The organism is Aquabacterium sp. CECT 9606 (genome assembly GCF_918741295.1).
In the GTDB taxonomy this organism is placed as follows: Bacteria; Pseudomonadota; Gammaproteobacteria; order Burkholderiales; family Burkholderiaceae_C; genus Aquabacterium.
In genome coordinates this window covers 229,243-250,739 of record NZ_CAKKNB010000001.1, presented here as the reverse complement: position 1 = coordinate 250,739, position 21,497 = coordinate 229,243, and the positions used below count along the sequence as shown (strand labels likewise).

The 21,497-nt window shown below is 63.7% G+C and carries 18 protein-coding genes; 15 read left to right on the top strand and 3 right to left on the bottom strand.

The genetic code is table 11. The features are described 5' to 3' along the window. The first annotated feature begins 96 nt into the window (after positions 1 to 96). The 14 genes from LQ232_RS01160 (at position 97) to LQ232_RS01095 (ending at position 15,762) form a co-directional block, all read left to right on the top strand. On the top strand, positions 97 to 738 hold the full coding sequence (locus tag LQ232_RS01160) for a PEPxxWA-CTERM sorting domain-containing protein (protein WP_230177800.1): 642 nt from the start codon (positions 97 to 99) through the stop codon (positions 736 to 738). Between the two features lie 85 nt (positions 739 to 823). Further along, complete coding sequence (locus LQ232_RS01155) at positions 824 to 3,049, top strand: TonB-dependent receptor domain-containing protein (protein WP_230177798.1); 2,226 nt, start codon at positions 824 to 826, stop codon at positions 3,047 to 3,049. Positions 3,050 to 3,091: 42 nt separating this feature from the next. Further along, on the top strand, positions 3,092 to 4,192 hold the full coding sequence (locus LQ232_RS01150; RefSeq protein WP_230177796.1) for a hemin-degrading factor: 1,101 nt from the start codon (positions 3,092 to 3,094) through the stop codon (positions 4,190 to 4,192). After that, entirely contained in the window at positions 4,189 to 5,082 is an 894-nt protein-coding gene (locus LQ232_RS01145; protein ID WP_230177794.1) for a hemin ABC transporter substrate-binding protein, read from the top strand. The genes LQ232_RS01150 and LQ232_RS01145 overlap by 4 nt, the downstream gene beginning before the upstream one ends. Then, positions 5,079 to 6,149: an iron ABC transporter permease gene (locus tag LQ232_RS01140; protein ID WP_230177792.1), complete on the top strand. Its 1,071-nt coding sequence runs from the start codon at positions 5,079 to 5,081 to the stop codon at positions 6,147 to 6,149. The genes LQ232_RS01145 and LQ232_RS01140 overlap by 4 nt, the downstream gene beginning before the upstream one ends. Before the next feature lie 13 nt (positions 6,150 to 6,162). Beyond that, on the top strand, positions 6,163 to 6,948 hold the full coding sequence (locus LQ232_RS01135) for a heme ABC transporter ATP-binding protein (RefSeq protein WP_230177785.1): 786 nt from the start codon (positions 6,163 to 6,165) through the stop codon (positions 6,946 to 6,948). Positions 6,949 to 7,103: 155 nt separating this feature from the next. Next, positions 7,104 to 9,344, top strand: a complete 2,241-nt coding sequence (locus LQ232_RS01130; protein WP_230177782.1) for a TonB-dependent siderophore receptor — start codon at positions 7,104 to 7,106, stop codon at positions 9,342 to 9,344. Positions 9,345 to 9,377: 33 nt separating this feature from the next. After that, positions 9,378 to 10,061 (top strand): Fe2+-dependent dioxygenase, encoded by a 684-nt coding sequence (locus LQ232_RS01125; RefSeq protein ID WP_230177779.1) that lies wholly within the window; start codon positions 9,378 to 9,380, stop codon positions 10,059 to 10,061. A 41-nt stretch (positions 10,062 to 10,102) separates the two neighbouring features. After that, positions 10,103 to 10,375 (top strand): PepSY domain-containing protein, encoded by a 273-nt coding sequence (locus LQ232_RS01120; RefSeq protein ID WP_230177777.1) that lies wholly within the window; start codon positions 10,103 to 10,105, stop codon positions 10,373 to 10,375. After that, a complete protein-coding gene (locus LQ232_RS01115; protein ID WP_230177770.1) occupies positions 10,372 to 10,908 on the top strand; it encodes a cytochrome b/b6 domain-containing protein in 537 nt (178 codons plus the stop codon). Before LQ232_RS01120 ends, LQ232_RS01115 begins: the two co-directional genes overlap by 4 nt. A 10-nt stretch (positions 10,909 to 10,918) precedes the next feature. Next, positions 10,919 to 12,040, top strand: coding sequence for an alpha-hydroxy acid oxidase (locus tag LQ232_RS01110; protein WP_230177768.1), 1,122 nt, complete (start codon positions 10,919 to 10,921; stop codon positions 12,038 to 12,040). A gap of 94 nt (positions 12,041 to 12,134) precedes the next feature. Next, complete coding sequence (locus LQ232_RS01105) at positions 12,135 to 14,324, top strand: TonB-dependent siderophore receptor (RefSeq protein ID WP_230177766.1); 2,190 nt, start codon at positions 12,135 to 12,137, stop codon at positions 14,322 to 14,324. A 20-nt stretch (positions 14,325 to 14,344) separates the two neighbouring features. Then, the gene (locus LQ232_RS01100; protein WP_230177764.1) at positions 14,345 to 15,073 is read left to right on the top strand and encodes a DUF4198 domain-containing protein; all 729 of its coding nucleotides are present in this window, start codon (positions 14,345 to 14,347) and stop codon (positions 15,071 to 15,073) included. Then, positions 15,070 to 15,762: a PepSY-associated TM helix domain-containing protein gene (locus LQ232_RS01095; protein ID WP_230177762.1), complete on the top strand. Its 693-nt coding sequence runs from the start codon at positions 15,070 to 15,072 to the stop codon at positions 15,760 to 15,762. Before LQ232_RS01100 ends, LQ232_RS01095 begins: the two co-directional genes overlap by 4 nt. 22 nt (positions 15,763 to 15,784) lie before the next feature. Here LQ232_RS01095 and LQ232_RS01090 read toward each other — a convergent pair whose 3' ends face one another. After that, on the bottom strand, positions 15,785 to 17,050 hold the full coding sequence (locus LQ232_RS01090) for an NADH:flavin oxidoreductase/NADH oxidase family protein (RefSeq protein ID WP_230177760.1): 1,266 nt from the start codon (positions 17,048 to 17,050) through the stop codon (positions 15,785 to 15,787). Positions 17,051 to 17,307: 257 nt separating this feature from the next. On the opposite strand from LQ232_RS01090, the gene LQ232_RS01085 reads away from it, so the two are divergent. Continuing rightward, positions 17,308 to 17,655 (top strand): SWIB/MDM2 domain-containing protein, encoded by a 348-nt coding sequence (locus tag LQ232_RS01085; protein ID WP_230177758.1) that lies wholly within the window; start codon positions 17,308 to 17,310, stop codon positions 17,653 to 17,655. An 82-nt stretch (positions 17,656 to 17,737) separates the two neighbouring features. Here the strand turns inward: LQ232_RS01085 and LQ232_RS01080 are convergent, their stop codons facing one another. Both LQ232_RS01080 and LQ232_RS01075 read right to left on the bottom strand, forming a co-directional pair. Next, the gene (locus LQ232_RS01080; protein WP_230177756.1) at positions 17,738 to 20,599 is read right to left on the bottom strand and encodes a DEAD/DEAH box helicase; all 2,862 of its coding nucleotides are present in this window, start codon (positions 20,597 to 20,599) and stop codon (positions 17,738 to 17,740) included. Positions 20,600 to 20,603: 4 nt separating this feature from the next. Beyond that, positions 20,604 to 21,482, bottom strand: coding sequence for a crotonase/enoyl-CoA hydratase family protein (locus tag LQ232_RS01075; protein ID WP_230177754.1), 879 nt, complete (start codon positions 21,480 to 21,482; stop codon positions 20,604 to 20,606). Positions 21,483 to 21,497 lie beyond the last annotated feature (15 nt).

Sequence of the window (21,497 nt, the reverse complement as noted above, 5' to 3'; positions counted from 1 at the left end):
TCGATTGCCATTTTCAACGCTGTCATCCCAAAACGTGTGTCGCCTTCGTGGGGAAGGGACTACCAGTCCCATTTTTTTCTACCAACGAGGTTTCACATGCACCACGCTTTCGTTTTCAAACGCATCTTGTCCGCCGCCTTGCTGGCCGCGCCTTTGCTGGCTTCCGCCGCTGGCGGCCAATGGGATTCGACCCTGCCCTCGGGCACGGCGACCCTGGCCGAGTGGAACATCATCAACAGCTACCCCGCCGACAGCACGCCTGACGTGGCCGGCGCCGGCACGCTGACCGAGACCACAGGCACCGCCTTCCTCACCAGTGGCGGCAACATCTACAGCTTCTCGGCCCCCACGGCCTTCACGGTGAACACCGCCGCCCTGGGCGCCGGCAGCTGGGATGTCTACCTGCGCATCGGCGGCCTGGGCACGTCGGTCAAGGACCTGGCCTCGCTGAATGGCGTGGACGCCACCCGCACCCTCGTCTTCACCGAGAACCTGGGCGGCACCTTTGGCGGCGCTGAAGAAGAAAGCCTGTGGAAGTGGACCGTGACCGGTGGCAGCGCCCTGAACTTTGCCTTTGGCGCCACTGGCAGCAGCCTGAGTCTGGACCAGGTCGGCGTGTACGCGGTGGCCACCGCCACCACGGCCGTGCCCGAACCCGGCACCTGGGCCCTGATGGCCGCCGGCCTGGGCATGGTCGGCTTCGTGAGCCGCCGCCGGCAACGCCTGAACGCCGCCTGAGCCAAGCAGCTTGCTTGACGACTCCCCGGGCCCTTGACTGAAGAAAAGTAAGGGCCCGGGGCCCGCGTGCCCCCGAGTGCTTGCCATGCCCTTGCTGTTGTTGTTGCGTTTCCCGAGCTTGCGCTTTTCCAGAGGGGCTCTGTGGTGGCCGGTCGCCGCGCCATGGATGGCCCTCGCCCAGACCGCGCCCGCCGATCCCACCCCGACCAGCGACACCCCGCTGCCCACCATCACCGTGCAAGGCACTGCCCCGATGACACGTTCGCGAGAAAGCCAGCCAGACCCGACGCGCCCCATCACCACCGTGGGCCCGCAGACGCTCGATCGGCGCCAGCCCGACAACGTCTTCCAGCTGCTGGACGAGGTGCCCGGCGTGAGCGTGAATGGCGGCCCGCGCGCCAGCGGCATGAGCTTCAACATCCGTGGCTACACCGACAGCGAAGACGTGACCGTCAAGGTGGATGGCATCGCCAAAGGCTTTGAAAAATACCGCTTTGGCGGCACCTTCATTGAACCCGATCTGATCAAGACCATCGAAGTGCGACGCGGCGCCAGCATCGAAAATGCCAGCGCCTTGGGTGGCACCGTGTCGGCCACCACCAAGGATGGATCAGACCTGCTGCGCCCCGGCCAGCGCGTGGGCGGACGCGTGCGCGCCAGTTGGGCCAGCAACAACGACGAACGCCACAGCTTCACCGCCTTGTACGGCCTGGCTGGCGACAACGCGGATTGGCTCGCCGCGCACTCGCAACGCGCAGGCCGCGACCTGATGCTGCCCAGTGGCCAACGTCTGGACCTGTCGGCCACCGATGCCGACAGCAGCCTGATCAAGGCCCGCTGGTTTCCCAACGATGAATGGCAGGTCACGGCCTCCTACATGCGCTTTGCAGACCAAGGCTTGCAGGCCTATGACGCGACCGCAGGCGTGCCTGGCAGCTTCGGCCAGGTGGTGCGCCGCATCAACGACGACACCGTGTCTTTGCGCGCCCAGTGGCAGGACGCCGCACGCGTCAACCGCTGGAGCCTGACCATGGGCCAATCGCACACCGAGGTGCACGACCACATGGCCAAGGGCCAGTCCATCTTCTCGATGGCCTATGCCGTGGACGATGCCTTCCGCTACCAGAACAACACCGTCGACACCCAGGGCAGCTGGCGCCTGCTGACAGGCCCCGCCAGCCAGATGGACCTGCACCTGGGCCTGCAATGGGGGCAACAGCAGCGCACCGTTCGCCGCCTGATCGACAGCCCCAACACAGACACCCTCTACCCGGGTGGCTTCAATGGCGCGCAACCCCCAGGCCGCAAAGACACCCTGGGCGTGTACCTGCAGCCAGACTGGCGCTGGGGCCGGCTGCAAGTGCTGCCCGGCCTGCGCTGGGACCAGGTCGAAGTGCAAGCCCAAGGCAAGACCGTGTCCGAGCTGACTGAGGCTGGGCAAGCCTCGAACGTGACCTACCAGCGCACCACGCCCAGCCTGCACCTGGCGTTCGAGCTGGTGCCCCAACGCTGGACCGCCTTCACACAATGGGGCCAGGCCTTCAGGCCACCGCTGATTGACGAAGCATTCACACAAGGGGGCTTTGGCCGCTGCGTGGATTCCTTGTTGCGCGGCTCCGGCAGCAACTTGGTGCCTGGCTACACCGATGCGAGCGTGGTCGGCCCCTCGTCCCGCATCTGTGGCGATCTTTACCAACCCGAGACTTCGCGCAGCGTGGAGTGGGGCTTGAGCACGCGCCAGCCTCAATTCCTGGGCGACGGCTTCAAACTCAAGCACAGCCTGAGCGCCAAGCTGACCTTCTTCCGCAACCGCACCGACCACTTGCTGGAATCGATCCTGGCGCAAGCGGGCGGCAGCGGCCTCATCGTGCAAGACGGCTGGGAGCGACGCCATGGCACCGAGCTGGAAGCCGTGCTGGACATCGGCCCGGCCTTCTCCAGCCTGGCCGCCAGCCGCATCCGGGGCGATGCCTTCGATGGCCGCCGGCCCCAGCCATTGACCACCGCCCCGGCCGACAGCCTGCACTGGAGCCTGGGCTGGCGCTGGAGCGCCGTCGAAGCCATGGTGCGTTGGCAGCACGTGCGCAGCCGCCTGACCATCATCGACAACAGCAACACCGTGGGCACCCAAGCCGGCTACCACCTGCTGGGCATGAGCCTGCGTTGGAACGTGAGCCCGCACCTGATCCTGAACCTCAGTGGCGACAACCTGCGCAATGCCAGCTACCACTTGAGCAATGGCTTTGGCGGCGGCCTGGGCACCGAAGCCCCGGGCCGCAATGTGCGCGTGGCCGTCACCGCCATCTACTGATTGATTGATTTCTTCCTCACCACCCCTTGATGGAGCCTGACCATGATCACCGACACCTCCCATCTGACCTTGCTGCGCGAGCAGTTCGCCGCCTTGCGTGCCCAAGGCCTGCGCGCCCGCGATGCCGCGCGCAAGCTGGACCTGAGCGAGGGTGACGTGATGGCCGCACACGCTGCCAGCCAGATGCACCCCGACGTGGCCGAGCACAGCCTGTACACCACCATGCCGCTCGACTCGGATTGGGTCAACCTGCTGCAGGGCCTGGAAAACTGCGGACCCGTGATGGCGCTGACGCGCAACGAAAGCGTGGTGCATGAGAAGGTCGGTGTGTACCGCAACGTCAGCGCCACCGGCCTGATGGGCATGGCTCTGGGCCCGGAGATCGACCTGAGGCTGTTCCTGTCCAAGTGGCACGCGGGCTTCCATGTGATCGAGCACAGCGCCAAGGGCGAACAACACAGCCTGCAGTTCTTCGATGTGCATGGCCGCGCCGTGCACAAGGTTCACGCTCGGCCGCAGACCGACATCACCGCGCTGGAAGCCCTGGTGCAACGCCACGCCCGGCCAGAAGCCCGGCCCGTGTTCATGCCGGGCGCCCCTTTGCGCGCGCCCATCCGCCCCGACGATGCGATCGATGCATTGGGCCTGGGCGATGCCTGGTCGGCGATGACCGACACGCACCAGTTCTTCTCGCTGCTGCGCAAGTTCGAGGTGGACCGCGCCCAAAGCTTCAGGCTCATGGAAGGCATCCACACGCGCCGCACACCTTTGGTCAGCGTGCAGTGGTTGCTGGAAGCCGCGGCCAGCAGCGGCGTGCCGATCATGGTGTTCGCCGGCAATGAAGGTTGCCTGCAGATCCACACCGGCGCGGTGCACCGCATCGAACTCATGGGCCCTTGGTTGAACGTGCTGGACGAAGGCTTCAACCTGCACCTGCGCCATGACCATGTCGCCGAAAGCTGGCTGGTCACCAAGCCCACCGAAGACGGCCCGGTGACCTCGGTGGAGCTGTTCGACGAGCAAGGCCAGGTGATCGCCATGTTCTTTGGCGAACGCAAGCCCGGCAAGGCTGAATTGCCGGCTTGGCGTGCCCTGGCCCACCAAATGGTGCACGGGCCAGTTGTGCAGACGGAGGCCGCATGAACGACCATCAAGGGCATCAGAAGACCCGCCGCGACTGCTTGCGCTGGACCTCGGCCTCGGTGGCCGCTCTGGCCATGTCACCATCTGCTTGGGCACAAGCCAAGCCAGCCAGCCCACCGCGCCTGATCAGCCTGACCGGCGGCATGACCGAAGTGATCTACCGCCTGAAAGCCGAACGCTGGCTGGTGGCCACCGACACCACCAGCGTCTTCCCCGAAGCCGCCTTGCACACGCCCAAGATCGGCTACATGCGCGCGCTGTCGGCCGAAGGCGTGCTGTCGCTCAAACCCACGGCCGTGCTGGGCACGCACGAGGTCGGCCCGCCTGCCGTGCTGGATCAACTGCGTGATGCCGGCGTGGCCTTGCAACTGGTGCGCGCTGATCACACCTTTGAAGAGCTGGTGGCCAAGGTCAAGGTCGCGGCCCAGGCCAGCCAGCAAGTGGCGCTAGGCCAGGCGCTGATCACAGAGTTGACGCAGCAATGGCAGGCTCTGCAGCAACGGGTGGAAAGAACACCGCATGCGCCGCGCGTGCTGTTCGTGATGGCCCATGGCGGCAAGGCCCAGGTGGCGGGCCAGGCCACGGCCGCGCACGCCATGCTGACGTTCGCTGGCGCCCGCAACCCGCTGTTCGAGTCCACCGGCTACAAGAGCCTGACACCCGAAGCCGCCGCCACCGCCGCCCCCGACGTGGTGCTGACCACGGCCGACTCCATCCAGGCCAGCGGCGGCCTTGAACAGTTCTGGGCGCAGCCCGGCCTGGCCTTCACGCCCGCCGGCCGCGCCAAACGGCTGGTGGTCATGGACGCGCAATACCTGCTCGGCTTTGGCACGCGTCTGCCGCAAGCGGTCGACTCCCTGGCCAGGCAACTCGGCACGATCCCGGCATGAGCACAGCCACCGCGGCTTGGTCAGGCACGGGCCCGCAGCCGCAACGCCTGTCAGCGCCATCGCTGGCACTGATCGGCCTGACCACGCTGGTGCTGGCCTTGGCTTGGGGGGCCACGCAAGGCGCTTACGCCATCTCCGTCCGCAGCTTGTGGGCGCTCATGACCTCGCCAGCTCAATGGGCCACGCACCCCGATGCCCAGGTCTTCTTCCACATCCGCGCACCACGCTTGTTGATGGCCTTGCTGTCGGGCGCGGGGCTGGGCCTGACCGGCGCCCTGGTCCAAGGCCTGTACCGCAACCCCTTGGCCGACCCCAGCCTGATCGGCGTCACCAGTGGCGCCGCTTTGGGCGCGGGGCTGGCCATCGTGCTGGGCACAACCATGCCCGTGGTCTGGTGGCAATTCCTCGGTTCATCACTGCCTTTGCTCACGGCCTTCCTGGGCGGCCTGGCGGTGACGGCGCTGGTCTGGCGCTGGTCCAGCATCCAGGGCCAGGTGCGCCTGCCCTTGCTATTGTTGATGGGCGTGGCCGTCAACGCACTGGCCGCCTCGGGCCTGGGCTGGCTCAGCTTCATGGCCAACGACACGCAACTGCGCTCGCTGACCTTCTGGCTGCTGGGCAGCCTCAGCGGCACGCGCTGGACCAGCGTGGCGTGGGCTGCGCCACCCGTGCTGCTGGCGCTGTGGCTCACCTGGCGGCTGGCGCCGCAGTTCAATGCACTGGCCCTGGGCGAGGCCCAAGCCCGCTTGATGGGCGTGGCCGTTGATCGGCTTAAACAGCACGGCGTGTGGTGGTCGGCCTTGGTGGTGGGCGTGCTCACCGCGCACATCGGCATGGTCGGTTTCGTCGGCCTGATTGCACCCCATGGCGTGCGCCTGCTGGCCGGGGCCGACCACCGCGTGGTGCTGCCCGGCTCGGCCTTGCTGGGCGCCATCTTGCTGATCCTGGCCGACACCGCCGCCCGCACCGTCGTGGCCCCCATCGAGTTGCCCTTGGGGGTGCTCACCGGCCTGTTGGGTGCGCCCTTGTTCTTGTGGATGCTGCGACAGCGGCACGCCTCTGTCTGAAAGGAAACGGATCATGAGCCTGACTGCCGAAGACCTGCGCCTGGTCAAAAGCCAGCGCACCCTGCTCGACATCCCCCACCTGAGCTTGGCCGCGGGCCGCCTGCACGCCCTGCTCGGCCCCAATGGCGCGGGCAAATCCACCTTGCTGGGCGCCCTGGCCGGCCTGGAGCACAGCGTGCTGCGCCAAGTGCGGCTGCTGGGCCAACCCCTGTCGCACTGGGACACGCTGGACCTGGCCCGTGCCCGCGCCCTGCTGCCGCAGGACAACCCCGTGCCGTTTGACTTCAATGTGCGCGACATCGTGCACATGGGCCGCTACCCCCACCGCGACCAGCCCCATCCCCGTGAAGCGCAACTGGTGGACGATGCCCTCCAGATGGCTGGGGCCCTGCACCTGGTTCACCAGCGCTACGAACTGCTGTCTGGCGGCGAGAAAGCGCGCGTGCACCTGGCGCGCGTGCTGGCGCAAGTGTGGGCGCACCCCGACCACCCCAGGGAACGCTGGCTGCTGCTGGACGAACCCACGGCCGCGCTGGATCTGGCCCACCAGCACACTGTGATGCGACTGCTGCGCGAGCTCACGCGGCAAGGGGTGGGCGTGATCGCGGTGCTGCACGACATCAATCTGGCGGGGGCTTATGCGGACCAGGTGCTGGTGATGAGCCAGGGGCGCATCGACACCATGGGCGATTGCGAACAGGTCTTGCAGCCTTCGTTGGTGGAAAGGGTGTGGGGCGTGGTGTGCGAAAGCTTGCCCAGGCGGGATCAGGCGGGACGGGGCTGGCTGGCGTTCTCGTGAGGCGATGAGGGCACAAAGAGGACGTTGTTGATGCGCAACAGCTTCTGGGCACCCCCGGTTTCAGGGATCAGCGGGGAAACGAAACGTATTGCGAATTGTTATCATTTGCAAGGTTATCCCGTTTTGGGTTTGCCTTTCATTTCGGAGCAGTTGTCATGTCCCGCCCTCGCACCAATTCCGCCCTGCCCCTGGGTGCCCTCGCTGCCGGCTTCGGCTTGAGCTTGATGGGCTTACCCGTCCTGGCGCAGACAACAGACGGCGCCCCTAAGCAAGCCGACACGGCCTTGCCCGAAGTGACAGTGAAAGGGACAGTCGATCGCACTCCGCCTTCTAAAAACTCTTACCAAGCCACCACGACCACCATCGGCAAAGGCAAGCAGGAGCTGCGAGACATTCCTCAATCGGTAACCGTGGTCACTCAAAAGCTGATGCAAGACCGCAGCCTCACCGACATCAAGGACGTGCTGCACACCACGGCTGGCGTCACCTTTCAAGCAGGCGAAACTGGCGAGGAAGACGTGCGCCTGCGCGGCTTCTCGCTGAGCCAGTCGGGCGACATCTACATTGATGGGCTGCGCGACCCCTCACTGTACGAGCGCGACACCTTCAATAACGACCGGATCGAAGTCCTGCGTGGCTCAGCCTCGATGTTGTTTGGCCGAGGCTCCACGGGCGGCGTGGTCAACCAAGTCAACAAGCAACCCTACTTGATGACGCAGCACGAGGTTGAAACCACCGTGGGCACCGGCAAGATGTTCCGCCTGACTGGCGACTTCAACATCCAGACCAGCGACACCTCGGCGTTGCGCATCAACGCCTTGGTGCACGAGGCCGACAACAAGGGCGCCAGCGTATCCAAACGTGGCATCGCGCCCACTTACCGCTGGGGCATTGGCACCGCTGATGAGTTCACCGCCAGCCTTTATCACTTGCAGTACGACAACAACCCCACCTATAACCACCCCTGGTTCCTGGTGAACGGAAAAATCGTTCCCTCATTGCAAGCCGATCATTTCTACGGGCTGGACAGCGACCACAACAAAGGCAATGTCACCTACGGCACCTTGAGCCACCTGCACAAGTTTTCCAGCGGCGGCGAACTCAAAACCACGCTGCGCCAAGGCTATTACAAACGCGATCTGTTGGCCTCCACGATCCGCTTCGTCCCTGCCAGCAACACAGTGCCGGCTACTACGCCGGACAACCTCAACGACAGCACAGTTCTGCAACGAAACGGGTCCAAAGGCAGGATGGCGGCCACGCGCGGCACATTGCTGCAAAGTGACTACAACCAGACCTTCAAGCTCGGCTCCATGACCGACACCCTGATCACGGGGGCGGACTTGTCATGGGACAAAGCGGCACGGGCCAACAATTTTGCCAACACCGCCACTCGGCCAGACACCACGGTGGGCACACCTGACAACGGCGCCTGGGTCCCTGATCTGCGCGGAGCGGTTCCCTACAATCACTACACGGCACGCAACTTGGGCCTGTACGTTCAGAACACGCTGGCCATCACCCCGGCATTCAAGCTGATCGCCGGACTGCGCAACGACCAGTTCAGTGCGTCTTACCACACCACCACGGGTGCCAGCTTTGCCCGGGATGACAGCCTGTGGAGTGAGCGCCTGGGCGTGCTGTTCCAACCCAGCGAATCGACCTCTTTCCACGCCTCTTACGGCACGTCCTTCAACGTGTCAGGCGACACCTACCAATTCGCCGTGCAGGGCCCTGCTTCCAAGGATGCCAACACCGCACCCGAGAAAAGCCGCAACTTTGAAATTGGCTCCAAGCTCAACCTGCTGGATCAGCGCCTGTCGCTCAACACCTCGCTGTTCTATTCCGAGAAGTACAACGAACGCAATACCGATCCAGACAGTGCATCGGCTCAGCAACTGCTGTCAGGGAAACGGCACGCCGCCGGCCTGGACCTGGACATCGCAGGAAAGATCACCAAGGATTGGGAGGCCTACCTGTCCTACACCTGGATCCCAGAAGCCAAGATCGACAAAAGCAACGTTCCTGCCACCACCTGCAATGCCAACACCGGCGTCTGCAGCGCCAACAATGCTCAACAGCAAGGCGACCGCCCCGGCTTGACCCCCAAGCACAGCGCCAGCCTGTGGAGCACCTACCAGTTGAATCCGCAATGGCGCTTCGGCGCTGGCCTGAACCACCGCGGCTCGCAGAATCCAGAAGGCAACCGCGCAGCTAAGGCCGCCGACTTCACCACGGCAGATCTGATGGTCGAATACACCATCGACTGGCGTATGTCCTTGCGCTTGAACATCAACAACGTGACCGACGAGTTGTATGCCGATGGCCTGTATCGCGGCTTCTACACACCTGGCGCAGCTCGCTCCGCTCAGTTGACGTTGAAAACGACGTTCTAAACTGCGTGTCGTCTGTTACCCGACTTTGCCGCCATGCTGCTTCACATCCCGGATGTCCTGACCCCTGACGAGTTGCGTGCCTTGCACGCCACCTTGGGTGAAGCAGCATGGCGCGACGGTCGGGCTACGGCTGGCACGCAAGCGGTGCATGCCAAAAACAATGAGCAGGTGATTCCTGGCAGCGAGCAGGCCAAGGCCGCGCAAACTCTGGTCCTGCAAGCCCTTAACCGCCATGCCCTGTTTTTCTCGGCCACCCTGCCCAAGAAGACATTCCCGCCGCAGTTCAACCGCTACGGCAATGACACCAACCGCTACGACGATCACGTCGATGGTGCTGTCATGCACTCCGCCACGACTGGCGAAAGAGTTCGCACTGACGTCAGCTGCACCTTATTCTTGTCCGAGCCAAGTGACTACGATGGCGGCGAACTGGTCATCAACGATACCTTCGGTGTCCAGACCGTCAAGCTGCCGGCCGGCCACATGGTGATCTACCCATCCAGCAGCGTGCACCGGGTCGAGCCCGTGACACGTGGTCAGCGCGTGGCCAGTTTTTTCTGGGTTGAAAGCATGGTGCGCCGAGACGATCAGCGCCGACTGCTCTTCGACATGGACATGGACCTTCTGCGCCTGCGCACCCAGCACGGCGAAGACCCCTCCGTGGTCGGATTGACCGGCCTGTACCATAATCTTTTGCGGATGTGGGCCGACACCTGAGGCCTCAACATCAAGCGCACAGACAGAAAGAAAGCATTCCCATGAAAGCATCCGTAGTCCTCTCCCTGGCGCTGTTTGCCGCCGTGCCAACGCTGGTCCACGCTCACGGTGATTTCAAATGCAATGAGCCCGCCGCGGAATGGAAAAAACGTGACGAGCTGGTCAGCAAGCTTGAAAAAGAAGGTTGGCAGATCCGCAAGATCAAGGTGGACAACGGCTGCTACGAGGTCTATGGCTTTGACAAGCAAGGCAACAAGAAGGAGTCCTACTTCAATCCCAAGACCCTTGAGTTGATCGGCAACGTGGTGCAGTGATTCAAGTCTGGGATCGACTCGTCCGCCTTCTGCACTGGGCACTGGTGGCCTCCATTGCCACGGCATGGCTGAGCACCCTGGACTTGGGCATTGGATGGGCACATGAACGTTCCGGCTACGTGGCCGCAGCGGCAGTATCGATCCGCTTGATGTGGGGCTGGGCAGGTCGACGATACGCTCGCTTTGCCCAGTTCGTGCACCGCCCTTCCGTTGTCATGGACTACAGCCGGCAGTTGTGGCGTCACGTGGAGCCGCGGCACATCGGGCACAACCCCCTCGGCGGCTGGATGGTGGTAGCCTTACTGACCTGTGTGGGCGGTACCGCCTTCACAGGATGGCTGCAAACCACCGATCGCTACTGGGGTTCCGAGCCCTTGGAGATCATCCACACTTGGATGGCTTGGGGTTTGCTGGGCCTCATCGCCCTTCACCTGGTCGGCGTCGTGTTCACCAGCTTGCGTCACCGGGAAAACCTGGCTCTGGCCATGATCACCGGGCGAAAAGCGGCTCCCCATGGCGATGACGTCGCCTGAGCACCCGACCATGAGCTCCATCCCCGAACTCGGTGCGATCCCGCCTGGCACGGTCAATCTGACCGACTACACCACCCACGCACGCGAACGGCTTGACGACAACGCCTGGGCCTATTTCAGTGGCGGTGCCGCCGACGAGCTCACCCTGCAAGCCAACCGCACCGCGTGGGATCAACTTCAGCTGCACCCTCGCGTGCTGCGTGCCCTGACCGGTGGCCACACGCGCCAAACCTTGTTGGGCCGCACGCTGGACCACCCCATCCTGCTGGCGCCCGTGGCCTTTCAGCGCATGGCCCACCCCGATGGCGAACTGGGCACCGCCTATGCTGCTGCGGCCCAAGGTGCTGGCCTCGTGTTGAGCACACAAGCCAGCACCTCGCTGGAGCATATCTCCCAAGCGATCCTGGCCGACCCAGGCCGTGGCCCCCTGTGGTTCCAGCTCTACCTGCAGCACGACCGGGCCTTCACGCAGGCGTTGGTGCAACGCGCCGAAGCCGCCGGTTACGAAGCCCTGGTCATCACCGTCGATGCCCCCGCCAGCGGCGCCCGCGACCGCGAACGACGCGCCGGCTTCAAACTGCCGCCGGGCATCTCGGCCGTCAATCTGGCGGGCCTGCCAGATGCACCGCCCATGTCCTTGTCCGTCGGGCAAAGCGCCATGTTCGACGGCCTGCTGAGTGCGGCCCCCACCTGGTCCGACATCGCCTGGCTGCAAAGCGTCACCCGCCTGCCCATCCTGCTCAAAGGCATCCTGCATGAAGACGATGCGCGGCAAGCGGCCCAGATGGGCGTGGCCGGCCTGATCGTGTCCAACCACGGCGGCCGCACCCTGGACACGGCCATCCCCACCGCCTGGGCCTTGCCGCGCATCGCGCAAGCCGTCGGCCCCGACATGCCCTTGCTGGTGGACGGTGGCATCCGGCGCGGCACCGATGTGCTCAAGGCCATCGCACTGGGCGCCCGTGCAGTGCTGATCGGCCGCCCTTATGTGCATGCGCTGGCCACCGCGGGCGCCTTGGGCGTGGCCCATGTCATCCGCCTGCTGCGCGATGAGCTGGAGATCGCCATGGCGCTCACCGGTTGCGCCACCTTGCACGACATCACTCCCGCCGTCTTGTTTCAAAGGGCTTGACCCATACACGGGTGAGCGAGCGCGTCGTCACACTAACTTTTCAAAACTTAATAATAATCGTTATCATTACGGTTATTGTTAAGGAGTCATTCGAGTGTGCCACCCCCTTCCCCGAACCGCCACCTCACTGGCCGCATTGGCCAGCCTGATAGGGGCGGCTGTCGCCACCACCCCCGCCTTGGCGCAGAACGCCAACAGCGACACAACGGCTGAATCTTCATTGCCAAGCATCACAGTCCAGGGCGCGCGCGCACGGTCGGGCAGCTTGCGAAGCCAGACTCAGACAGGCAGCAAGACCGACACCCCCCTCCGCGACCTGCCCGCTTCTGTCGTCGTGGTGCCCAAAGAGGTGCTGCACGACCAAGGCACCTTGACGATGAACCAGGCGGTTGAAAACGTGAGTGGTGTGCAACCGGTCATGGGTGGCGGCTACGGCTTTGCCAACAACTACGTGATTCGAGGCCAGGCCATGCGTTTTCTGCGCGATGGCTACTTCGATGGCACCACTCAAAACGGTTATTGGCGCACCTTCGCTGATGTGGAGCGGGTCGAAGTGCTGAAAGGACCAGGGTCGGCCTTGTACGGTGCAGGTCAACCCGGCGGTAGCTTGAACGTGGTGACCAAACAGCCTCAGCGTCGATTTGGCGCGGAGCTGTCCACCACCCTGGGCAGCTTTGGCACCGTTCAGGGCAGCGCGGACATCACCGGCCCCTTGTCGAACAATGTTGCCGCACGGCTGATCGTCAACACCGAGAAAACCGACGGTTGGCGCAGCCTGTCTCGCGAGATCAACGAGGTTCTGCCTTCGCTGACATGGTGGGTCAATGACAACAGCACCTTCACCATTGACTACGACCACCGCGAACTGAAGGTCAAGCCCGACAACTATGGCCTGCCCTTCAACATCAACCGCCAGATCGTGCCGGTGCACCTTGAGGCCAAGTACTACAGCCCCTTCAATTACAGCGACCAAACCATTGACCGTTTGACACTGGGCCACGAATGGCAGTTCTCCAGCGATCTGTTATTGCGAACGGCATTGATCCAGGACTGGCGCTCGCTGGACATGTTGCGCAATGCCGGAGGCAACCCGGGCGACATCAACAACGCCATGACCGGCCGCAATGTTCGAACCCAGAACGACGATGCCCGCTACCTCAGCCTGCAGAACGAAATCGTCTGGAAATTTGGCGAACCCACCGCGCGGCACACCGTTTTGGCCGGCATCGAGTTCAACCACACCCGGGCTGACACCGTCCGCATCGGCTACAACCTGCCAAGCATCACCAACATCAACCAGCCCGTGGTACCAGAGACCTCGTTGGCTGGCTTGTCGCCAGTGCCCTCTCAGGGCTTCAACCGCCACATCAGTTCACAGGCATGGGGCCTGTACGCCCAGGATCAGATTGCGTTCGGCGAGCAATTCAAGCTGCGAGCCGGCCTGCGCACAGACAGCGCCAAGGTCACCGACCAGGGACTGCAAGGAGCCTCCGTTGTGCCGCGCACCGTGAAGGACACGGTCACCTGGACCACAGGCTCTTTGGGCGGCGTGTGGCAACCCTCCAGCCAGACCTCGTTCTACGCGGGTTGGTCCAACGGCAAATTCGTCAACCTGGCCACCGAGGCTGGCCGCGTCAGTGCATCGGCCGACGGGCGCACCGTGATTCCGGAAAGCTCATCGCAGTTGGAAGTCGGCGCCAAACTGTCCTTGCTGAACAACAAGCTTGACCTGACCACCGCCTTGTTTGAAACCCGGCGCCAGGACTACTACATCACGCTGCCAGGCAACCTGGACCCGACGCCCGATGGCAAAGACAGGACGCGAGGCTTTGAGCTTGACTTGTCAGGCAGCCCGATGACTGGCTTGACCACCACGGCCAACCTGGTTTGGCAAGATGCCAAAACGACCTCCAATGCCAGCGCCACGAACACGCAGTTAGGTGTCACCGCCAGCATCAATGGCAAGCGGCCCGCCGCCGTGGCCAAGACAGGCGCCCGCCTCTGGGCCGCCTACCGCTTGCAGGCCGAGTCGCTGCGCGGCTGGGGTGTGGGCGGTGGGTTCACCTACCGTGGCGATACCTACGCCGACAGCCTGAACCTGTACCGGGTGCCTTCTTACACGGTGCTGGATGCCAGCGTCTTCTACGAGACAAAATCGTGGGACATCGGCTTGAACCTGCGCAACCTGACCGACCGCCGTTATTTCACCAACGCCACCTTCAGCGGCGCCTTGCCTGGCGAAGAGCGCTCCGCCTTCCTGACAGCACGCTTGCGTTTCAACTGATGAGCCATCGGAAACCCACCATGAAACCACATCACTTCAAAGCCTGCGTGGCCTCGGCATTGGCCTTCTTGTCGATGAGCACCGCACGTGCCCACTACCTTTGGATCGAGCATGAAGGCCCCCAGGCCACCGTGTTCTTCGGCGAGTACGAAGAGTCAGCCCGTGAGCGCTCACCAGGGCGGCTTGATGAAATCCCCGGGCCGCAAGCCCGTTGGTTGAATGCCCCCGACGCCGTGGCCAAGCCCGTCAAGTTGAGCAAACGCGCCGAAGGTTTTGCCCTGGCATCACCGGTTCCTGCTCCAGCAACAATCCTGGTAGAAGAGTTGGCCGTGGGTGTGAAAGACTGGAGCATGTCGGGCATCGGCATCGTCAAACCATTTTTCTACGCTCGCCATCAAGGCACGCTCCCCACCTCGGCGGCCCAGCCCGGCTTGACGCTGGACATCGTGCCATCGCCTGAAGCGGGCAACTTCAAGGTGTACTTCCGCGGCAAACCTCTGCCCAAGGCCGATGTGAAGATCGTGGCCCAGAACACTTGGGCCCAGGAAGCACGAACGGACAAGGAGGGCGCTGTGCGCCTGCCCATGCCCTGGAAGGGGCAATACATTTTGCAAGTGATCCACCTGGAGCAAGGCGCTGGCGAGTTTGAAGGCAAGCCTTACCAAGCCCAGCGGCACCGGGCCACCTTGACTTTGACGACGGGGCAAGGCGAGCCCACCTTCTCGCCTTCACGCTCAAGTCAACCATGAGCGCCGTGCTGCCAGGCCAAGCGGCTGCCCCGGTCAGCCGTCCTGGCGGCCCTTTGTTCCTGCCAGTGGGCTGGCGCCGAGCTGCCGTTCTGAAATGGCTGAAGCGCACCCACGCCTGGTGTGGATTGTGGGGCGGCGTGTTTGGCTTGCTGTTCGGAGCCACGGGCATCCTGCTCAATCATCGCGCGGTGATGAAGCTGCCTTTGGTGGAGACGACCCCCAGCAACTTCACCATCCCGGTTGAGCCCAACCAACGCGCTGACCCTCAGGCCATGGCGCAATGGTTGGCCGCCTCCTTGCATGTGCGACCTGAGCAGTTGCGTTTGCAGCGTGAGCCGGCCAGGCCGGTCAGCTGGGGCAACCAATCATTACAACAACCCGAGCGTTGGGAGTTCAGCCACTCCGGCCCCAAAGGCAGCGTGGTGGCGGAGTACTGGCGCGGCAACCAACTCGTCACGGTCAAGCGCAAGGAAGGCAACGGCTTTTACCTGTTGACGCGCTTGCACATGGCGCAGAGCGTGCATCCATTGTGGATATTGGCCGCTGACTCGATCGCCGGGTGCCTGGTGGTGCTGTCCATCACTGGCGTGCTGATGTGGTCTCGCCTGCATGGCCGGCGCCTGGTGGCGCTGACCTTGTTCAGCATTCCACTGACCGCATTGGTCACTGGCGCCTTGCTGTCGCTGTAAGCAACTCAGCAGCACCGAGTCATCAGCTCGCCCGCAACTTCGTGGGCGAGCGCTTCTTCTGGCCCACCCCCAGCTGGTGGGCAATGAACTTGGCAAACACCCACAAGGCCGATTCAGTCGGCTTGGGTGGCTCGCCTTTGCCAATGCGCTTGAGCTGGCCGGTGTACCAGGTCACCTCCAGCAGGCCCATTTTGTCGATGAACTTGATGCCCGTCTTGATCGGCTTGATCACGTGCGTCGGTTCCTGCCCGTTCAACAAGCGCTGAGGCAGCGCAGGCTCCACCGCCAGTGCCCGCGCCAGGCCCACCATGTCCACCGCGCCCGAGCTGATGGCCTCGGCCATGCCCTGCGACGAGCGGAAGCCCCCCGTCACCACCAAAGGCGTTTTGACGGCCTGGCGCGCCTTCTCGGCAAAGGCCATGAAGTAAGCCTCGCGCTGGCGCGTGCTGTCCTTCACCGGGGCCTTGTCGGCCTTGATGCCCGTCATGGCAGGCGCTTCGTACGTGCCGCCCGACACCTCGATCAGGTCGATGCCGGCCTCGGCCAACGCACGGATGGTGTCCAGCGATTCTTCTTCGGTGAAGCCACCGCGCTGAAAATCGGCCGAGTTCAGTTTGATACCCACCGGGAAATCAGGTCCCACGTGTTCACGCATGGAGCGGTAAACGGCCAACACGAAGCGGCGGCGCTTCTCGGCCGTGCCGCCCCAGTCGTCGGTGCGGCGGTTGTGGTGCGGCGACAAGAACTGGCTGACCAGGTAGCCATGCGCACCATGGATCTGCACGCCCGAAAAACCCGCCTGCTTGACGATGCCCGCGGCACGTCCATAACGCTCGACCAAGGCATGGATCTCGGCATCGGTCAACTCGCGCGGCGTGGCGAAGAAGGCCTTCATGTCATCACGAAACGGCACGGCCGATGGCGCCACGGTTTCCTTGTTCAGGCCCTTGGGCGATTGCTTGCCCGGGTGGTTGAGTTGCACCCAGCACCGCGTGCCGCCACGCGTGGCGGCCTGTGCCCAGGCTTTCAGCTCGGCCAAGTGGCGATCGTCTTCGATGACCACATTGCCGGGCTCGCCCAAAGCACGTCGGTCGATCATCACGTTACCGGTGACACACAAACCCACACCGCCGTCGGCCCAGGCCTGGTACAGGCGCACCAGCTCAGGCGTCGGTGCGCGTTCACGATTGCCCAGGGCTTCGGACATCGCCGATTTGAACAGGCGGTTCTTGATCACTACGCCATTGGGCAGCGTGAACGGTTGGGCCAAAACGGCTTGGGGCGTCATCCAACGTACTCCTGAAAACACCAACAAAGACGCGATTGAACACTGAAACTCGAATGTCTGCAGCGCCTGAGGGCCCGCACGGCCGGCTCCAATGCACATTTCATTGACGTTGAGGGGCCACAAACATTCATAAACACTGTTTTTCAGAGGGAAGTGGCATTACCATCGCAGGCGCAATACCCTTGAGGAACACATGCGAACTCAGCATGTGCCCGAGGCAAGGCATCAGATCTGACCCTAGATTGGAGTGAATTCACATGGCAACTGCGAAGAAAGTCCCGGCCAAGAAGGCTGCGGCACCTGCGAAAGTCCCGGCAAAGAAGGCTGCACCTGCAGCCAAGAAGGTCGCTGTCAAGCGCACCCCGAATGCCGCCTTCATGAAGGCTCTCACACCGAGCCCGGCTCTGGCCGCAGTCATTGGCGCTGAGCCACTGCCGCGTACGGAAGTCACCAAGAAGGTTTGGGAATACATCAAGAAGCACAATCTGCAAGATGCCGCCAATCGGCGCAACATCAATGCAGACGACAAGCTGAAGGTGATCTTCAAGAAGGCTCAAGTCTCGATGTTCGAGATGACCAAGCTGATCAGCGATCAACTGAAGTGATTGAGCCTGGCGGGCTGACGAGCCCGCCTTGCAACTTGATTGAAAAGCCCGGTGTTCTTTTGAACGGCCGGGCTTTTTTCATTCAGGGCGTTGACTCTTCCGGGATCAGCGGCTTGAAGAGTTCGTCGAAGTCTTGCGCGTTGAGCGCGGCATCGCTGGCCACGCCCGACAGCAGCAGGTCGGCCAAGCCGGCCTTGCGGGCCTGCAGCTCCACCATCTTGTCTTCCACCGTGCCGCTGGCCAGCAGCTTGTAGACGAACACCGGCTTGTCCTGCCCGATGCGGTAGGCCCGGTCGATGGCCTGCTGTTCGACCGCCGGGTTCCACCAGGGGTCGTACAGGATCACCGTGTCGGCGGCCGTGAGGTTCAGGCCCACACCACCGGCCTTCAGGCTGATCAGGAACAGGGGCACATTGCCCTTCTGGAACTTGTCGACCAGGCCCGCGCGGTCACTTGTCTCGCCCGTCAGCTTGAGGTAGTCGATCTTCAGGCGCACCAGTTCGGCCTCGATCAGCGAGAGCATCTCCGTGAACTGCGAGAACAGCAGGATGCGGCGGCCGTCTTCCACCAGGGTGGGCAGCAGGTCGAGCAGCAAAGCCATCTTGGCCGAAGGCGCGGCCTTGCCGGCGGCGGGGACGCCGTCCGGGCCCATCTTGAGCAAACGCGGATCGCAGCACACCTGGCGCAATTTGAGCAAGGCGTCGAGCACCATGATCTGGCTGCGGGCCAGGCCTTGCTTTTCAATGGCCTCGCGCAGCTTCTTGTCCATGGTGGCGCGCACAGTTTCGTACAGATCACGCTGCGTGCCACTGAGATCCACGCGCAGGTGCGTTTCGGTTTTCTCGGGCAGTTCGCGCGCCACCTGCAGCTTGGTGCGGCGCAAGATGAAGGGTCTAACCCGGCGGGCCAGATGCTCGGCCTGCAAGGTGTCCTTGCGTTTCTCAATGGGGTTGCGGTAGTGCTCGCGGAACTGCGCCTCGCTGCCCAGCAGGCCGGGGCACACAAAGTCCATCAGGCTCCACAACTCGCCCAGGTGGTTCTCAAGTGGCGTGCCGCTCAAGCACAGGCGGTGGCGCGCGCGCAGGCCTTTGAGTGACAAGGTGGCCTGGCTGCGGCTGTTCTTGATGCGCTGGGCTTCGTCCAGCAGCAGGTAATGCCACTCGTGCGAAGCCAGGGTGTCGATGTCGCGCACGGCCAGCGGGTAACTGGTGATGACCAGGTGGGCGTGCTCGATGCGCTTGAAGTACTGCATGCGCTGCGGCCCGTGCAGCACCACCAGCTTCAGGCCAGGCGTGAAGCGCTGTGCCTCGGTCTGCCAATTGGCGATCAGACTGGTAGGCACCACCACCAGGCTGGGCCGGTCCAGGCGGCCCGCGTCCAGCTCGGCTTGCAGCAAAGCCAGGGTCTGCAGGGTCTTGCCCAGGCCCATGTCGTCGGCCAGCACGCCGCCCAGCCGGGCGCGGCGCAGAAAGTCCATCCAAGCCAGGCCATCGAGTTGGTAATGGCGCAAGGTGGCCTGCACGTTGGGCGAAGGCTGCACGGCCGGCAAGCTGCGGCCACTGCCCAACAAGCGCACCTGCTCGATCAGGTCGGTGAAACTGGGCGGAGCCACCACGGTGGTCTGCGCCGTGACGGCCTCCAGCGTGCCCAGGTCGAAGCGTGACAGGCGCAAGGGCCCGCTGTCCTTGCCATTGGCGGCGAAGACCGAGCGCATCCATTCCATCAGGGGCGCCACGCGTTGCACGGGGATGCGCAGCAGGCGTTGGCGGGGCAAGGCGCCAGGCTCGGGCACGGCGTCATCGGGCCAGGGCACCAGCACTTCGCCGCGCGATTTGCCGTCCCGCAAATCGGAGTTCAACTTCAGCCAACCGGTTTGCACCAGGCCCACCAGCAGCGGCAGCAGGTCAATGCGCTGGCCTTCCACGGTGACCTTCAAGCCCACGCTGAACCAATCCCCACCGGCTTCCTCGTCGACATCGACGGTCCACTCTTCGGCGGTGTGCAGTTCGTAGGGGAAATCATGCTTCACCTCGACCACCCAGCCTCGCGACTTGAGCAAGGGCAGTTGCGTGGTCAGGATGTGGGGCCACTGCTCGCGGCGTTGCGGCACCAGCACCAGGGGCTCGCCCTCCAAGGCCGATCCGGCACCATTCGAACCACCACCTGCGTTCAGCCGTGTCAGGCGGTTGATGGCCAGGCCGGCCGACAGGCTCCACGATCTGAACTCCAGCGTGTTGCACAGGTCCAGCAAGGCCGTGGCCTCTTGCTTGCTTTGGCGTTCAAAGCGCACCATCTGGCGCTGGCCGGGCTGATCGGGATCTTCGCGTTCGCTGAAACCCATGGCGCCATGGGCGGCAGGGAAGTGGAAGTCCACCGGCTCGCTGCCTTCGGGCTGGTAGCGCAGGATCAATTGCGCCGCTGCCTGGCGCACCTTGGTGTTGATGGAGGATTGAGAGCCGTAGCGGTGGTGCAGCATGGCCTCGGAGACCACGTCCACACAGGTGGTGAGCCTCAGCACCGGGATCAGGGTCAGGGCGCCCAGGTTCAAGGTGGGCAGTTCGGGCGCCGGATCCACCACACGGGCGGCTGTCGGCGGTGTCGCCTTGATCACTGGCAGTTCATCGGGCACGGCGCCGCCACGCTGCTTGCGCACCTGCTGCGCCTCAAACGCCATCAGGGCCGCGGCCACGTGTTTGCAGTTCAAGCCGACCGGGCAAGTGCAGTGGCCCATCACGCGCAGGCCCAGACGCCGGTCATTGACCAGCTCGGTGCGCTGTGCGTAGGCCTGCGCGCCACTGCCGTGCAGGCGTGTCGACAAGACCGGTCCGATCACCTGCATGGACTGGATGGCCTGCTCGGGCTTGAGGTCCACGGCGCGCGCCAGGGTGCGGCCATCAAAGTATTCCCCGAGATCAAAGTCTTCGGGCAGCGCGAAATCACTCAAGAGCTCATTCCCACCATGGGTAGAAAGAAGGCATCTCGGAGGTCTTGCCCTCGAATTGCGCGGGGCGCTTCTCCAGGAAGGCCTTCACACCCTCCTTGCCATCGCCGATGCTGGTGTAGAACATGGCCAGCGAATCGACCTGGTGGGCCGCCAGTGGATGCGGCTGGGCCGAGTTGCGGTACATCATCTGGCGCGTCAGCGCGATGCCCACGGGCGAGCGTTCGGTGGCGATGCGGCGGGCGATCTTGAGCGCCTCGTCCAGCAGTTGGTCATGCGGCACCACGGCCTTGACCAGGCGGCCGCGCAAGGCCTCTTGCGCGTCGAACACATCGGCCAGGTAGGTCCATTCCAAGGCTTGTGAGATGCCGACCACGCGCGGCAGGAACCAGCTGGAACAGGCCTCGGGCACGATGCCGATGCGGCCAAAGACAAAGCCGATGCGGGCCTTGTCGGAGGCCAGGCGGATGTCCATGGGCAAGGTCATGGTGGCGCCAATGCCCACGGCCGCGCCGTTGATGGCGCCAATCACAGGCTTCTTGCAATCGTAGATGGCCAGCACCACGCGGCCACCGGTGTCGCGCACGCCGTTGAAGATGTCTGGATCGTTCAGGCGCTGGCGCATGTCGTCCATGGTGGGCCACTGGCGTTCGTCCAGGCCGAACACATTGCCTTCGGCCGTCAAATCCATGCCCGCGCAAAAGGCCTTGCCCGCGCCGGTGACCACAATGGCGCGCACGGCGTCGTCATTGCTGGCGCGCGTGAAAGCGTCGACCAGTTCGTTGGCCATCTCGACGGTGAAGGAGTTGAGCTGTTCAGGGCGGTTGAGCTTGAGCAGCAACACGCCGTCGTCATCGACCGCGTAGTCCAGGGTCTTGTAGGTCATGGGATGTCTCCTCCA